Below are 15,745 nucleotides of genomic sequence, written 5' to 3'. Positions count from 1 at the left end.
CGTGCCACCGGTGTTCTCGCGGCGGTGAGAGTCGACGGGTTTGATTACCGCGGCCGCGTAACCGGGAGCCGTGAGTGGTCCACGACACGACCGACTGCGCCGCCACCCGACGACCGGCCCGTACAACTCGCTGTTCCCGTGGCCCGACGCCAAGCACCCGCTCCGGGTGATGGTCAACTACGCGGTCATCCTCGTCTGTCGCATCTCGCCCAGCCTCCCGCTGAAGAACTGGCTCCTGCGTCGGCTGGGCGTCACCGTCGGCGACGGCGTCGCCTGGGGGCTGGAGTCGACGCCGGACGTGTTCTGGCCGGAACTCATCACCGTCGAGGACCACGCCATCGTCGGCTACGACGCGACCCTGCTGTGCCACGAGTTCCTACAGGACGAGTACCGCACCGGCGAGGTCGTCGTCGGGGAGCGCGCGATGATCGGCGCGGGCGCGATCGTCCTGCCAGGCGTCGAGATCGGCCCGGGCGCGCAGGTCGCGGCGAACTCGCTCGTGACGGAGGACGTGCCCGCGGACACGACGGTCGCGGGCGTCCCGGCCGAACCGCTTTCGGACGAGGATGCGGACGCGGCCGACGAGGCGTCGTGACGACGCGAGCGCCGCGAGGCGAACTCAGTTCCTGATCCGAGTGATACCGGTCTGGAACACCCGCTTGTTCGGAATGATGTACTCCTCGCCGTCGTCTTCGATGCGCGTGACGAGGACGTCCACCTCCTGGACGATGCCGCGCTGGTCGCCGATGACGATCTCGTCACCGATGCTGTACGGCTCGGTCAGCAGCAGGTAGATGCCGGCCGCGGCGGCCTGCAGGAGGTCCTTGAGCGCGAGTCCGCTGACGAAGACCAGTCCGAAGGCGTACGCGCCGAGCAGGATGAGCAGCGCCAGCGTGGCGACGCCGAGTTGCCCGAGCGCGATGAGGACGGCCAGGTAGAAGATGCTGTACTTGACGACTTCTGGCAGCACCGTCGCCTCGGGCATCTTGACGCTGCGCAGTCGCTCGGAGACGACGAGCTTGGCCTTGTCGCCGGCGATGAGGCCGATGATGACCGCGAACAGGGCGATGAAGAGGTCGGGGAGAAAGGAGGTAAAGCGCGCCCAGTACAGTTCGGGGTCGGTCAACTGGGCGATGTTGAGGACGGCCGTGACCGTCGTGATGTAGATGAACAGGGCGGCGAGGTTCGAGATGATGCCGACCGTCGACGTGCCCAGTCCGCGGGCCGTGCGCTCGAACGGCGTGCCCTCGACGGCCTCGGGGACGCCGAGTTCCCGCATGAACCGCCGCGAGGACCGCCAGACGAGGTAGCCGATGATGAGGCCGAGCGCCAGCACGACGAGGGTGATGATGAATATCCCCTCCGGCGAGAACACTGACCGGATGAACTCCCAGATTTGTTCGCCAGGCTGCATGGCTCAGTACTCCTCTGGGTCGATTTCCAGGACGAGTTCACCGCCTTTGAACGCCCGGACGAGGCCGTCGCTCTCGGAGAGGACGATCGCCGTCGCGTTCGTGTCGCGCGTGATCGCGCCGGCGGCCATGTGGCGCGCGCCGAGTCCCTTCGGGATGTCGACGCCCTCGGCGGAGGGTTCGAGGTAGCGGTAGGCGGAGACGATCTTCCCGGCGTCGGAGATGACGAACGCGCCGTCGAGCCGCGAGAACTCCTTGAGCATCACGTTGACGATGGGGTCGCCGACGTGGACGTGGGACTTCTCGAAGGGGTTGTACGACAGCGGCCGGGACTTGTTCATCACCTTGCCGGCGTCGCCGACGACGAAGAGTGCGCCGACTGGCTTGCCTTTCTGCCCCTTCTTGCCCAGTTCGATGGCCACTTCGAACACGTCGCGGACGACGCCGGCCTCCGCCCGGGAGTTGACGAACAGGTCGTAGACGCCCGACGGCGAGAAGTCGTTGGTCTGGACGCGCACGAGCGTGTTCTCGGTCCCGTCGAGCACCTCGGTCACGCAGAGGACCTCCTCGCCTTCGTCGACGATACCCTGTTCGAGCGCTCCCTCGATGCCAAAGCGGAGGCGGCCCTCGAGGTCGGTGAAGTCGAGGGGGAGTTCGACGAACGGCTCTGTGTCGAGGGCGTTCTCCGGCCCCACCACGACGACCTCGTCCTCGAGGGACTCGAACTCCTCGAAGAACGAGGCGTTCGGGGAGAACAGGAACACGGAATCGACGTCTGCGACCAGGTCTCCGAGCAGGTCGCGCAACTCGTTCATTGCGTGTATCACGCCGCCAGACGGGAAAAAAGTTTATGGGCGGTCAGCCGCGCGTGACACAGGTGTCAGACGCTCTCCCGGCCGAAAATCACTCGGGCGGTCCTGTCAGGAGGCTGTCGAACGCACCGCTCTCGGCGTGGCAGTGGCAGTAGGTCCCGACGGTCCGGTACTCGGTCAGGCCGTCGTGGGACCCGTCGATGCCGTCGCCTCGAACTACGTCGAAGGCAAATTTCGCGTCGTCGGCCACCGACGCTGCCGAGTAGTGGAACTCGTGACCTCTGAGCGTGTCGCCGGCGGCCGCCGTCACCGCGTCCGTGCGGGCGTCGAGTTCGACGTGGTCGAGCGCCTGATACCGCTCGCGCATCTCGATCTCGGCCGGCAGCACGCCGGCCATCTCGTACGTCTCGCCGTCGGTCGTGGTCAGCGATTCTGACAGCGCCATCAGCCCGCCGCACTCGCCGTACACCGGGACGCCGTCGGCGGCCAGTCGCGCGATGCCGTCGAGGGTCCCGCCGCGGGCCAGCGACTCGGCGTGGAGTTCCGGGTAGCCGCCGGGCAGGTAGACGGCGTCGGCGTCGGGCACGGAATCGCCCGCGACCGGAGAGAACGTCTCGACGGTCGCGCCCGCCCGCAGGCGGTCGAGGACCGACGGGTAGACGAAACAGAAGGCGCTGTCACGCGCGACCGCGACCCGACGGTCTCCCGACGCGGTCGGTGCGATCCGGTCGGTCGAATCGGTGGCCGGCGCGGCCGCCGGTTCTCGCGCCACCTCGACCAGTCGCTCGACGCGAATCGTCTCGGCGGCCGTCGAGAGCGCGTCCCGGTCGAGTTCCGCCTCCGACCCCATGTGCAGGCCGAGGTGGCGGTCCGGAATATCCAGGTCCGGCATCGGCGGGATCCGCCCGAAGTAGGTCAGTTCCTCGGGCAGCGCGTCTCTGATGCCGTCGGCGTGTCGGCCGCCGTGAGCGCGCTGGGCGAGGACGCCGGCGACTTCGACGTCAGCGCCGACTCGCTCGGCGTACTGGGAAAATCCGAGCGCCGTGGCGGCGACGCTCTCCATGCCGGCCTTCGCGTCGACGACGAGGACGACCGGGAGGTCGAGCCCCTCGGCGACCGAGGCCGTCGAGGCCTTCGACCCGTCGTACAGCCCCATGACGCCCTCGACGACGCAGACGTCACCGTCGCCGCGCCAGTACGTCCGGCGCATCCCCTCCTCGCCCTCCAGCCACGGGTCGAGCGTCCGCGAGGGCCGGCCCGTGAGCGCCTCGTGGTGGCTCGGGTCGATGAAGTCCGGTCCGGCCTTCGCCGGCTGAGGGTCGTATCCGGCTTCGTCGAGCGCCGTCAGCGTCGCCAGCGTCGCGACGGTCTTGCCGACCCCCGAACGCGTGCCCGCGAGGACGAATCCCTTCATCGCGGCCCCCCGCTCATTCCGGAGCCCCGATGCGGTCGTCGTACAGTTCGGCGAAGCGGTCGCGGACCTCGGCCATCGGGACGCCGGCGCGGTCGGCCAGCGCCAGCGCGCCGCCCATCCCGACGCCCTCCTTGGCCTCGCCCGCGACGAACCGCTCCATCGCCACGTGGTCGCTCTCGTCGAAGCCCGGATCCGTGACGGTCAGGTCGAGGTCGAGTCGCTCGGCGCTCTCGCGGAGGTCGGCGCTGTCGTCGTCGGCCACGTAGCTCGTCGACGCCAGCCCGAGCGACCCCTCGTAGCCGCCGTGGCGGACCAGCGCGGCGACGGCGACGCACTGGCTCCCGCCGGCCAGCGTCACGGCGGTGTCGGTCTCGACCGCTCCCGCGGTCAGGCCAGCCATCGTCGCCAGCACGGGATCGCCCATCCGCCTGAGCGCCCGCTTTGGTTCGCCGGCGGCGTCGCCGGGATGCATCGAGCTCGTCGCCAGCCCCTCGGCGACCACGTCCGCCTTTCGCGCGACCGGGTTCTCCGGCAGCGACGAGGAGACCATCACGTCTTCACCGAGCGCGCGCAGGACTCCGAGCGCCGTCGTCGTCCCGCCGGGAATCGTCTCCCCGAGCCACAGCTCGTCCGCCGGGAGCGCGCGCCCGAACTGCCGGGCCGCCGCGAACGCGCCGTGGGCCGTCGGCACGGGGTCCTGCTCGGCGATGTCCTTCCCCGGGCGCGCGCCGACCGTCACCGTCGGCGCGCCGGTCGATTCGGCGAGGCCGCCGTCGACCACCGTCACGTCCATCCCGAGCACCTCTCGCACCGCCCGCGTCACCAGCGCCGGCGTCGGACACCCGCTCGGACTGACCGGTATCACGTCGGTTCGGACCGGGCCGCCGTAGGTCAGGATTTCGGCGTCCGCCGCGGGCGTGACGGACATCAGCTCCGGGTCGGCCCCGGCGGCGCTGATCCCGTCCCGCGCCGCCGTCTCTGTCGTCCCCGCAACGAGCACGAACCGCGTTCCGCTTCCGAGTCTGGCCATTGTATTTGCATTACTACAAACTAACTTTAAGACATCGGTGGTCGGGACGGCGTGTGATTTATGCCACCCGGTCACGCGTGCCAGAACATGGACGATTTCGACGAACTCGTCTCGTCGCTGACCCCCCGCGAGGACAACGAGGCCATCGCCTCCTACCAGAACACCACGGCGGTCGCCTGTCCCGCCTGCGAAGACCCCTTCGATGACATGGTCGTCTGCAAGCAGGAGTTCACCTCGCTGAATCTCGATTTTGAGATGGACCTCTGTACGGCCATCAACGACGGCAACGTCGTCCTGTTCACGCACAAGTAACGACACCGAGGTTGCACGGATCGACTGTCGATCCGCTCTCCGTCTTGCGCTTTTCCTCAACGAACTGGCTGACCACGGCCCGATAGCAGCCATCTCCCAGTTGTTCGCCAGCGGCCGGTGTATCCGGCGATCGCCATCAAAATATCATGTCTGATAATTCAGGCACAAGGTTTTTGGTATCTTCTCCCATTGTTGATAGTAGGCACCGCACTGGTGCCGCACCACCCCCACCCCCACCCCCCACCCCCCACATTCCTTACCTTTCCAGACCGAGAGTCGCTGTTCCCCCCCCCGGCCGACTCTCGGATTTTCGAACGGAACTCTCCCGAGTTGTAACTTTGTGCCGACAGCCGCGACTCACGTACTTGTTCGTCGCGATGGAAGGGGCGGGAATCGAACCACGCGGAGCCCATTGCGGGGTAACTACCGACCGAGATCTGGCGATTGGTCGGTAGCGCTCTACCACTGAGCCACCCTTCCGAGCGGTGCGAACTACGGCCCTGACGGGCATTAATTCACTGGTGCGGCCGGCGGTGGTACCACTCCTGCTACTGGCTGTGGAACCCCTGCAAGCGGTCGTGACCTCAGCAGTTCGGTCGATGGGGGATGACCCAGCCGAACGAGGGTGAATAGGGGATGGAAACTGGGTCCCTCAGGGCACGTAGCTGTCGTACAGCCAGTCCCGGCCCCGACCCGGCGAGAGGAGTCCGACGTGGGTCGAGCGGTTCCCGAACCCCAGCGATAGCTGGAGCCACTCGTCGGTCTCAGCGAGGTTCCGGAGCCGTTCCTCGGCCACTCGTCGGTCGTCAGCGGACCGATAGTCGAGGTCAAGCGCGTGGGCGACCACGTGGTCGCTCTCCGGGGCCCCGTCGACCGCATCGTTGTAAGGGATCGGTCGCCACCAGTTCCGAAGCGTCACCGGCGCATCGACGCGTTCGCGAAGGTCGTCGGCCAGACATCCCAGCGCGCCGCCGCGGGGCCACCACGCGTGTGGTGGGATGAAAACCTCGTATCCCTGGCCGGCCGCCACGTCCTCGTGGTGCGGGACCAGGAACTCCGCCGCGCTGAAGTGCTCGACGCCCACGTCGTCGAGGTACGACTGGAACCCCTCCCGTGACAGGTCGTACAGCGAGGGCTCGCGAGGCTGCCCGTCGAAGCGCTCGATAGCCCTCCGGAGGCGGTCGGCAATCGGGCGGTCGTATCCCACGATGGGCAGCAGGGCGTCGATTTCGAAGTGCACGTGGTTGTCGTGATTGGGCGCTCGCCGGCACAGGTCCTCGGCGATCAGGTCGGGGTCGTTGAAGAGGATGGTGGTCACCCGGGGCTGGTGTCGGATGGCGCGAAGCATCGCACGCATCGCGTCGCGGTCGTACGCCTGGTGCTCGAATGTCGTGTTCCCCGGCGTCGTACCGTCTGTGCGGGGGAGGCGGACGTCACAGGCCATCCCCGTCTGGTGGCCGCTGTGGTCGTCGGTGTGGCCACCGGTGGGAAGACTCACGTCGTTGATCCCGATGCGGGCGGCCTCCGGTGTGGTCTGGAGGTACCGGTCGCGGTACCAGATCCCCGCCTCCGTAATCGTCGTCGCCATCCAGCTGGTCCCGAAGTCGTGGTGGTCCAGCACGTCGGCCAGTTCGACGTTCTGGAACCCCGCGGCCGGCGATCCGGCCGGCATCACTTGCCAGCGCGGGGCGTTGGTCGCCCGGAGCCAGTCGTAGGTGGGTCCAGGAACGTCGACTCTCCCGTCGCCGCGGACCTGATCGCGGCCGGCCTTGATCGACTGCACGAGATTAATGGCTGTCTCCAGTTCGTCCGTCACGTCCTCGGTCACTGGGACCCAGGTGTAGCCGAGCCCCACGAGTCGCTCCGTCAGCGCGCGCACGTCGGCCGGTCGGTTCTCCCCGCCCGAGCCGACGCTGTCCGAGAGTTCGAACGGACTCATGCGCCACCTCCGAGGTTCACGCCCTCGGGCCAGGTGAGCGATGGATCGGGGTTCGGCGCGGGCGGAACCGTCTGGCAGACGATGGCGATCAACTGGACCGACTCCCAGGTGTCGATGTCGGTGGGCTCGGAGGGGTCGCGGGTCATCGCCAGGTCGAAAGTCTGTTCGTCACCGCCCCGGACGGTGAGGAGGCCGCCCATCGCCTGTTGGGGGAAGTCGTGGTAACCGTAGCGGTGCGCCGTCACCGCGTATCGTCCCGTCGGGAGCGTCACTTCGTATCGACCGTCGCCGTCAGTCGTGACCATCTTCTGGAGGTCGGTTCCCTCCTGGCGGAACGTGATTCGAACGGACTCGATGGTCGACGGGTCCCCGCCCGCGGCGTCGGTATCCCGGACACGGCCGTTGACCGTCACTGGCCCGGTGTCCCCCCGTCGCGCGCGCACCACGTGACGCGCACGCCGGTGGTCGCGGACGCGTGGGCGCCCAGTGGCTGGTCGATGCGGTCGTGGGCGTCGGTCGTCGCCGTGGGGTCTCACCCGGGTCGGTCGTCCCGCGTCCGTTCTGTGGTCGCGGATTCGCGCCCGGGGACTGTCGGCCGTCCGGTGGTCCCGAACTGTGGTCCCCCCGGTAGCATCTGGCCGCGGGCGGGTCACCGCGCCCGTTGCAGTCAGGACCGCCGGGTTCACGATGCCGGTGAAGAAGGCGGTCGAGGGCGTCTTGGCGAGCGGTGTCCTGATGCCTGGGTGGACGTTGGACGCGTCGGTTCGCGCCAGGACGTCCGCGATGTTGCCCACGAGCGGGTTCGTGCGGGCCGCCAGCACACGGCTTTGGGTTCCCCGGGCCGTCGCATCGCCGACGTCTCGGATGGCAACCGTCTCCTTCGGGTCGAAGGTCGCTTGCTTGAGGTTCGTGACCGAGGTGATCTGCGTCGTCGAGGGCACCTGATCGAGCAGCATCGGCCCGAGCGTGTGGAGGCCGCCCTGTTGCAGGGAGGCCACCACCGCCTCGTTCTGCGCGTCCGTCGCGTCGAGGTCGACCGAGAGGTTCCGGGCGAAGATCAGGGACACCGGGTACGCCGGGAGGCTCCCCACCGGCGGGTCGCCGCCGTCGGAGAGTGCTTCGCGGTCGTGGCGCCACGTCCAGACCCGACTCCGGAGGACGGACGGCACGAACCAGTGTCTGACGAGGTCGACTCTGGCCAGGTCGACCGAGAGGCTGTCGATCCAGAGATCCGCCTGAACGTCGGCCTCGAGCACGTCGCCATCGGCTCCTTCGGGGAGGTCCGCGAGCCACCGGTCCCGCAAGGAATTGATCTCGCTGCCGTCCATCGTGACCGTCGTCCACCCGGACTCGCTGTCGGCGTGGTAGAACCCCGGCGGCCAGACGGTCGTGGGGAAAAACTCCCGGTGGATCTCGAGGTCGCTGGCCTTGGCCTCGCGGAACTGCGCCTTCCACTCGCTCCAGGCGACCTGCGGACTGCCGTCGGTGAGCCGATCGATGTCGGCGAACGCTGCCTCGACCGCCGCCTTGTGCCCCTGGGCCCGCCACGCCGTCTCGGCGCGCTCCAGGGCCGCTTCGAGTTCCGCCTCCTCACCGTGGGCCGTCGCTTCCGCCTCGGGGTCGTCGGCGTGCTCGGTCGTCAATCGAGCGGTGTTGTGCTGGATTCTGGCCTCCCTGACGGCCGTCTCGTGCTCGCGGTACGTTTCGAGCAGTGCCGACTCGACGGTAACCGTCTTGGTGTCACCGTTCTCGTCGACGACTTCGGTCTCGTCGAAGAGGAGGTCCCGGGCCTGGGCCAGTTCCGCTTCCTCCGCCTCCGTGAGCGTCGCATCCGCGACGACCGCCTGGGTCAGTATCGCCTCGTACTCGTCCCAGAGGAGCCGTCCGTCGTGGGTCCAGATGGTCTCGACCACCGGGATCAAGTTCATCTGTGTGGCGAAACTGGCGGCGGCGTTCAGCGTGTCCTTCGAGGTGGCGATGCCGTCTTCGGCGTCCGCGAACGAGAGGTCCGCGGCCGTGAGGGGCCGTCCCAGCGGCAGGAACGAGAGGAACTGGTCGGAGTCCTCGTCGCCGCCGTACAGGAGCCGAATCTTGGACATGATGGCGACTGCGGCGTCGTTCATGGTCGCTCACCACATCCGCGGGCGGCCCGACGCCGCGGTGGGATCACGTCCACTGCTCCTCTGGGACCTCCGGACTCGGGTTGGGCAACTTCGGGAGCAGTTTGCACTTGAAGCCGATGAGTTGCATCCCGGGAATCTTCAGTCCCTGATCGGTGGTGTGCTTTTCCATGGTCCGTTCCTCGTCTCCGCGTTTGTACTTGCCACCGCCGAGACGAACCGGTCCGATGGACAAGTCCAGTCCGGCGTCGATGTCCCGTTTGAACTGGCTCTCCTCCTCGTGGAGTTCCGCGAAATCCACGAGGACGTTCCTGACGAATATCGCGGTCGTCGGGAAGGCGACCATCGACCCACTGAATTCGGGCGGTTTCTCGCCGTTCGAAAGCGTCTCGGTGAGGTTCGTGAGGTTCGGCATGTTCGGCCCGAACCGCCAGGCGTTGGACAGCAGGAAGTTCGTGCTCATCCATGGCCGAGAGATCATCCCCTGGGCTATCTCGAAGGAGATGGTGAAGTCCGTCGTGTCGACCTCGCGTTCGTACCGCTCTTGCTTCCCGGACGCCTTCGGCGAGAACCCCCAGCCGAACACCGGTATCTTCGCGTCGCCTTCCCACTCGTTGGTCTGTTTGTCTTCGTGAATCTTCGTGTCCGATTGTTTGAAGTCGTAGGTACTCCATCCCTCGGAGAACGGCAGGCTGGACGGGATCAACGACGTCCAGTAGAACGTTTCACCGCCCGCGCCGGGATTGCTCATCTCCGCTTTCTCCAGGTCGTCTTCCAGGTCGGCTTTGAGGAGTTTCAGACTCCGCTGTGTCACCTGGTCGACGAGCGCCCAGAGCTTCTCGACGTCGTGTTTGTGTCCAGCCGTCACCCACTTGTCGTGCGCCCTGCGGACTTTGTTCCGGTACATCTCGCCGTTGAGCATCCAGTCCTGGACTGCGAGAGCGTCCTGTGCGTTGAGCGACGCGAGCTTCTTGCCGTTGTACTCGATAACCGCGTTCTCGTATTCGCTACGGAAGGTGTCGTACGCCTTGACGAGACGGCTGTCGTCGGTGATTTCCTGTGGTTCGCCGGTGAGCAGGTCCGGTTCCGTCCGGACCTCAGTCAGCAGTTCCCGGGCTCGTTTGACCTGCGCTTTTTGCTCTTCGGTCGGTTCTGCCGACGCCACTTCGCTGAACTGCAAGACGTTCTTGTAGATCGATGCGATGGACGCACCGTCCTGTGTGAACGCCGTGTTGTCGAACATCTTCTTCTGTTGCTCGGCGTCGTAGATTCCGCTCGGGTTCGGGATGAAGTTCACCAGGTGTGACCACTCTGCTGCGGCCATCCCTCGCCGTCGAACTGACTCCCCGTCTCCGTCACCGCCACCGATGCCGCGAGTGGCGAACAAAAAGTCCTCAGGTTGGAACGGTAACCCGGGTTGACACCAGGCGATAAATCGGTCGTCGGGTAACGCGGTCGCTTCGATTTCGGGTTGGGCTGTCAGCGATTCGTACAACTTCGCCAAAAAGGCGCGTGAAATCTGGTCTTTTTCGAATTCTGCCATCGTGTTGTCTCCTCCTGGACCACCGTTGCAGTGGAGCGCCGCGCACATAGAACTATGTCACATATATGAATATTGGCGGTGGCTAACAATTTGCACGAGATTACCACCAACGGCGGCTGAGCGGGCGGTGTTCGGTAGGTCGTCGCTGCCCTCCCATTATAAGTGGGGTGGAGTGACATACCGGCGACGAATCGTCGGGATATGACACGAATCTGTTGGAATTTGATGACCAGTCGGAACAAAGTCGGGGCGAACTTCGCGAGCCGCGACAGACGGCGAATGTGGTTGATATATCATGCACAGACGCATGAAGATTGCGGTCACACAGACGGCGCTCTCACACGAATAACGGGCCTTTCTCTCCGAAATCGAACAGGTCTGTAAGGTAAGTGGCCCTCACCCGACGAACGATTCAGTACGAGCGCTCTTTGGGCTCGTAGGTCTGCTCGTCGCCCTCGAGGATGACCGGCTTGTAGTAGAGTTCGGGCGTGCCCTCGTTCCAGGCCAGCATCGTGTGTTTGATCCACTCGTCGTCCTTGCGCTCCTGGTGTTCCGCGCGCCAGTGCGCGCCGCGGAACTCCTCGCGGGCGAGCGCGCCCAGCGTGATGGCCTCGGCCACGTCGAGGATGTTGCGCGTCTCGATGGTGTGGATGAGGTCGGTGTTGTAGGTGCGCGAGGGGTCCTCGACGGCGACGTTCTCGTACTCCTTGCGGGCCTCGCGGATGTCCCGGAGGGCCTCTTTCAGGCCGTCTTCCTCGCGGAACACGTTGACGTTGCCCGTCATCGTCTGCTGGACGTCGGCGCGGACCTCCGCGTGGTTGATGCCGTCGGATTCCAGCAGTTCTTCGACGCGCCGGCGCTCGTGCTCGACGGCGTTTTCGAGCACCGACTGGGGCTCGACGGCGGCGCCGTCGGCGGCCACGTCGTCGCTGCCGGCGTCTATCGCGCCGGGTTCGACGGGCGGTTCGACGTCGCCCGGCTCACTCTTGGCCGTCGGGCCGGTCTGGATCTCGGCGGTCTTCATGTCCTTGCCGGCGGCGTGGTGGCCAGCGCGGGCCCCGAAGACCAGCAGTTCCGGCAGGGCGTTCCCGCCCAGGCGGTTCGCGCCGTGGAGCGAGACGCAGGCCGTCTCGCCGGCGGCGTACAGCCCCTCGATGCAGGTCTCGCCGTTCTCGTCGCACTCGACGCCGCCCATGGCGTAGTGCTGGCCGGGTTTGACCGGCATGGGTTCGTCGAGACCGTCGACGCCCTCGAAGTCCTCCGCGAGGTGGAGGATGTTCTCCAGCCGGTCGATGATGCGCTCCTCGCCGAGGTGGCGCATGTCGAGGTGGACGTACTCGTCCTCGATGCCGCGCCCGTTGTTGACCTCGGTCAGTTCGGCGCGGGCGACGACGTCCCGAGAGGCGAGTTCGCCGTCGTTGTTCGCGTAGCCGTACTCGAACATCAGGCGCTCCTCGTTGTCGTTGTAGAGGATGCCGCCCTCGCCGCGGACCCCCTCGGAGATGAGCACGCCCGTCGACGGGAGCGTCGTCGGGTGGAACTGGATCATCTCCATGTCCTCCATCGGGACGCCCGCGCGGTAGGCCATCGCGCAGCCGTCGCCGGTGTTGGCGACGGCGTTCGTCGTGTGGTCGAACGCCTGTCCCAGCCCGCCGGTCGCGAGGATAACGCCGTTGTTGGCACGGAATCCGTGGATCTCGCCGGACTTGATGTCGTAGGCGACACAGCCGTGACAGACGCGGTCCTCGGGGTCGTCGTGGTCCGTGACCGCGAGCCGGGTCACGTACCACTCGTCGTACACCTCGATGCCTCGCTTGACCGCCTGCTCGTACATCGTGTGCAGCAGGTGGTGGCCGGTCTCGGCGCCCGCGTACGTCGTCCGTGGGTAGGAGAGGCCACCGAACGGCCGCTGGGAGACGCGCCCGTCTTCCTCGCGGGAGAAGGGCATCCCCCAGTGCTCGAGCTGGATGACCTCCTCCGGGGCGTCCTGGGCGAACGTGTCGATTGCGGGGGCGTCGCCGAGGTAGTCAGACCCCTTCATCGTGTCGTACGCGTGGAGATCCCAGGAGTCGCCCTCCTGGAGGGCGGCGTTGATGCCGCCCTCTGCCGCGCCCGTGTGGCTCCGAACCGGATGAAGTTTGGTCACGAGAGCAACGTCAGCGCCCTCTTCGTCCGCTGCGATCGCAGCCCGGAGGCCAGCGCCACCCGCGCCGACCACGATGACGTCGTGTTCGTACATTGGTAGAATGTCTCTTGGCGTATATTCGGCTTAGGAGTACCCGAACTTAAGCCTCCCTGTTGCGCCCAACGAGCGGCCCGTGCGGCGTGTCACGCTCGCCGTCGAGGGTGTACGATCCGATGCAAATGGGGCGACGGCCGATGGAATTATATCACTCGGACTGGAATTTCCGGCAACGACCACGGCGGCTTCCAGGCGGACCCACAGCGGCTCGATACGACCGCTCCATCGCCGTTCTCCGATGTCAGACCCGCATTTCCAGACTGCTGATGATTTCCGCTCGCTACTCGCCGACGCCCCGGCAGTACTGACTGTGACCGACGCCGACCTCGAGGTCAAGTTCGCCAGCCCCGCCGTCGAGCGCGTCCTTGGCTACGACACCGACTCCATCGTCGGCAGCGACTGGCTCGACTTCGTCCACCCCGAGGACCGAGAGCGCGTCCGGGCGGCGCTGGCCGCTACCGCGTCGAGCGCCGATACCGGGACTGAGTACCGCTTTCGCGACGCCGAGGGCGACTGGGTGTGGATCGAGTCGTTCACGGGAGACGGTCCCGAACGCGAACTCGATTATCGCGTGTTCTCCTCGCGCGACGTGAGCGAACGTCCGCGTTTCGAGGCCCAGTTCAACCAGTTCGTCACCCACACCTCCGACGTGCTCACCGTCTTCGACCGTCAGGGGACGGTCCAGTACATCAGCCCGTCCGTCGAGCGCGTTCTCGGCTACGATCAGTCCGTCATGCAGGACGCGGACCTCTTCGAGTACGTCCACCCCGACGACCTGCCGGAGGCCATCGAGGAGTTCGGCCGGATGATCGAGGATCCGTCGCACCACGCCACCATCGAGCACCGCTACCGGACCGCCGACGGCGAGTGGATCTGGACCGAGTCCCGCGGCAAGCAGATCACCACCGGACCGCTCGCCGGCCAGATACTCGTGACCACACGCGACGTCTCCGAGCGGAAACACCACGAACAGGAACTCAAACGCCAGAACCAGCGCCTCGAACGCTTCTCCGATGCGATCAGTCACGACCTCCGAAACCCGCTCGACGTGCTGGACGGCTCGCTCGAACTCGCGCGCGAAACCGGCGCGGACGAGCACTTCGACCGCGCCGAGCGCAGCATCGACCGGATGTACACCCTCATCGACGATTTGCTCGTCCTCGCGAAGCGAGGTGTCGACCCGGACGACGTCGAGCCGGTCGACCTCGCAGACGTCGCCCGCCGGGCGTGGTCGATGGTCGAGACGCGGGACGCGACGCTCGAACTCGCGGCGGACGCCCCGATCGAGGCCGACGGCGGCGCGCTGCTCGAACTGCTCGAAAACCTCTTTCGCAACGCCGTCGAGCACGGCGGAAGCGACGTGACGGTGACCGTCGGAACCGAGCCGTGGGGGTTCTACGTCGAGGACGACGGCGACGGCTTCACCGACGGCACCGACGAGGTGTTCGACCCGGGCTACTCGACGGCGACCGACGGCACGGGATTCGGCCTCTGCATCGTCGAGCAGATCGTCGACTCACACGACTGGGACGTCATCGCCACGGCCAGCGAGTCCGGCGGCGCGCGCTTCGAGTTCGTCTGTCGCAACGACTGACGCTCTGCCGACTCCTGGCGAACAGCCATTACCGTTCGAGTGCTACGTACCCCCATGGACCCCGACACCGTCTTCGAGCGGGCCACCGTGTCGCGCCGACCCGGGGACCTCCTCCCCCGCGGCTCGGACGAGACGAAGTGGATCGCCACCGACCCCGAGACAGAGTGCCGCGGCGTCGGCGACTTCGAAAAGGCGGCTCGAACGAATCTCGTGTACGCCGTCCGGGCCTATCACGAGGACACGGAATCCAGCGTGCCGTTCATGAGCGCCGGCAAGGACCAGACGTTCGAGATGCACTGGCTCGGCACAGACGACGCCTCGCTCGCCGACCGCATCCACGACCTCCTGTCGCGCTGATCCACGGCGGCGTCGCGGCTGACGCGACGCTGTTCGGCTGGAGAAACACAGCGACGAGGGACAGTAACGGCGTCGGTCGCTACCAGAACTTCAGATTGTTCTTCACGGCTTCCCGCTTGAGCTCCTGGATGTGCTCGGTCAGCGGGATGTCTTTCGGACAGACCTCGGTACAGGAGAACTGGGTCTGGCAACGCCAGACACCGTGTTCCTGTTCGATGATGCGCAGGCGTTCCTGCTTGCGCTCGTCGCCCTCGCGCTCGTCCATGGCGAAGCGGTAGGCCTTGTTGATCGCGGCCGGGCCGAGGTACTCGTTGTCGCCGGCGGCGATGTTACACGAGGACATACACGCGCCACACCAGATACACCGCGTTGACATCTTGACCTTCTCGCGGTTCTCGCGGGTCTGGCGCTGCTCTTCGAGCTTGTCGTCCGGGGTCTCGTCGGCGTCGAAGTACGGCTCGACGGCCTCCATCTGGTCGTAGAAGTGCTCCATGTCCACGACGAGGTCCTTGACGACCTCCTGGTGGGGGAGCGGTTCGATGCGGACCGGGTCGTCCAGATCCGACATCTGGGTCTTACAGCCCAGTCGCTGCCTGCCGTTGACGAACAGGGCGTCCGAGCCACAGACGGCCTGCCGGCAGGAGTGCCGGAAGGTCAGCGACGAGTCGTAGTGGTCCCGCGCGTAGATGAGCGCGTCGAGGACGGTCATCCCCTTGTGGAAGGGGACGCGGAAGTCGTCGAAGCGCGGTTCCTGCTTGCCCTCGACCTCGGGGTCGTAGCGGAATACCTTCAGCGTGATCGTGTCCTCGTCGTCGAGGGTCGCTTCTTCGGTCTCGCGCTGGGCCTCCTCGATCGCCTGGCGTTCGCGTTTCTGTGCGCGCCGACGATCGCCCGGTGACTCGACCTCGGGCTCCGTCTCTTCGTCGGCTTCCGTCTCGGTTTCCTGTTGTTCGATTTGCGTGCTCATTGT

General features: G+C 66.4%; 13 protein-coding genes and 1 tRNA gene. 4 read left to right on the top strand and 10 right to left on the bottom strand.

Translation table 11 applies throughout. The annotated features are described in order from the left end of the window. Positions 1–70: 70 nt before the first annotated feature. Positions 71–595: an acyltransferase gene (locus ACOZ4I_RS09010; protein ID WP_423998700.1), complete on the top strand. Its 525-nt coding sequence runs from the start codon at positions 71–73 to the stop codon at positions 593–595. A gap of 24 nt (positions 596–619) precedes the next feature. Here the strand turns inward: ACOZ4I_RS09010 and ACOZ4I_RS09005 are convergent, their stop codons facing one another. The 4 genes from ACOZ4I_RS09005 to ACOZ4I_RS08990 form a co-directional block, all read right to left on the bottom strand. Continuing rightward, the gene (locus ACOZ4I_RS09005; protein ID WP_423998698.1) at positions 620–1,414 is read right to left on the bottom strand and encodes a mechanosensitive ion channel domain-containing protein; all 795 of its coding nucleotides are present in this window, start codon (positions 1,412–1,414) and stop codon (positions 620–622) included. A gap of 3 nt (positions 1,415–1,417) precedes the next feature. Next, positions 1,418–2,227, bottom strand: a complete 810-nt coding sequence (dacZ, locus tag ACOZ4I_RS09000) for a diadenylate cyclase DacZ (protein WP_423998696.1) — start codon at positions 2,225–2,227, stop codon at positions 1,418–1,420. 88 nt (positions 2,228–2,315) lie between these two features. Beyond that, positions 2,316–3,638 carry a cobyrinic acid a,c-diamide synthase gene (locus ACOZ4I_RS08995; protein WP_423998694.1) on the bottom strand — a complete coding sequence of 441 codons (1,323 nt, stop codon included), beginning with the start codon at positions 3,636–3,638 and terminating at the stop codon, positions 2,316–2,318. A 13-nt stretch (positions 3,639–3,651) separates the two neighbouring features. Then, positions 3,652–4,668 (bottom strand): nicotinate-nucleotide--dimethylbenzimidazole phosphoribosyltransferase, encoded by a 1,017-nt coding sequence (locus ACOZ4I_RS08990; RefSeq protein ID WP_423998692.1) that lies wholly within the window; start codon positions 4,666–4,668, stop codon positions 3,652–3,654. An 87-nt stretch (positions 4,669–4,755) separates the two neighbouring features. Between ACOZ4I_RS08990 and ACOZ4I_RS08985 the strand changes: the two genes are divergently transcribed. After that, positions 4,756–4,980, top strand: a complete 225-nt coding sequence (locus ACOZ4I_RS08985; protein WP_423998690.1) for a DUF7385 family protein — start codon at positions 4,756–4,758, stop codon at positions 4,978–4,980. Positions 4,981–5,358: 378 nt separating this feature from the next. Here ACOZ4I_RS08985 and ACOZ4I_RS08980 read toward each other — a convergent pair. From ACOZ4I_RS08980 to ACOZ4I_RS08960, 5 genes are all read right to left on the bottom strand, one after another. Next, positions 5,359–5,460 (bottom strand) — tRNA-OTHER (locus ACOZ4I_RS08980). Positions 5,461–5,632: 172 nt separating this feature from the next. Continuing rightward, positions 5,633–6,919, bottom strand: coding sequence for a D-Ala-D-Ala carboxypeptidase family metallohydrolase (locus ACOZ4I_RS08975; RefSeq protein WP_423998688.1), 1,287 nt, complete (start codon positions 6,917–6,919; stop codon positions 5,633–5,635). Further along, on the bottom strand, positions 6,916–9,042 hold the full coding sequence (locus ACOZ4I_RS08970; protein ID WP_423998686.1) for a carboxypeptidase-like regulatory domain-containing protein: 2,127 nt from the start codon (positions 9,040–9,042) through the stop codon (positions 6,916–6,918). Before ACOZ4I_RS08970 ends, ACOZ4I_RS08975 begins: the two co-directional genes overlap by 4 nt. A gap of 43 nt (positions 9,043–9,085) precedes the next feature. Then, entirely contained in the window at positions 9,086–10,363 is a 1,278-nt protein-coding gene (locus ACOZ4I_RS08965) for a hypothetical protein (RefSeq protein ID WP_423998684.1), read from the bottom strand. A gap of 631 nt (positions 10,364–10,994) precedes the next feature. After that, positions 10,995–12,821 (bottom strand): FAD-binding protein, encoded by a 1,827-nt coding sequence (locus ACOZ4I_RS08960; protein ID WP_423998682.1) that lies wholly within the window; start codon positions 12,819–12,821, stop codon positions 10,995–10,997. A gap of 241 nt (positions 12,822–13,062) precedes the next feature. Here ACOZ4I_RS08960 and ACOZ4I_RS08955 point away from each other — a divergent pair, with 241 nt between their 5' ends. Then, positions 13,063–14,418: a PAS domain-containing protein gene (locus ACOZ4I_RS08955; RefSeq protein ID WP_423998680.1), complete on the top strand. Its 1,356-nt coding sequence runs from the start codon at positions 13,063–13,065 to the stop codon at positions 14,416–14,418. Between the two features lie 54 nt (positions 14,419–14,472). Beyond that, positions 14,473–14,775, top strand: coding sequence for a hypothetical protein (locus ACOZ4I_RS08950; protein WP_423998678.1), 303 nt, complete (start codon positions 14,473–14,475; stop codon positions 14,773–14,775). Positions 14,776–14,854: 79 nt separating this feature from the next. On the opposite strand, the gene ACOZ4I_RS08945 is transcribed toward ACOZ4I_RS08950, so the two are convergent. Continuing rightward, a complete protein-coding gene (locus ACOZ4I_RS08945; protein ID WP_423998676.1) occupies positions 14,855–15,742 on the bottom strand; it encodes a succinate dehydrogenase/fumarate reductase iron-sulfur subunit in 888 nt (295 codons plus the stop codon). Positions 15,743–15,745 lie beyond the last annotated feature (3 nt).

Source organism: Haloarcula salina (genome assembly GCF_049603855.1).
Classification (GTDB): domain Archaea; phylum Halobacteriota; class Halobacteria; order Halobacteriales; family Haloarculaceae; genus Haloarcula; species Haloarcula salina_A.
Note: the sequence above shows the minus strand (reverse complement) of the source record. Positions and strands in the feature narration are given on the sequence as shown.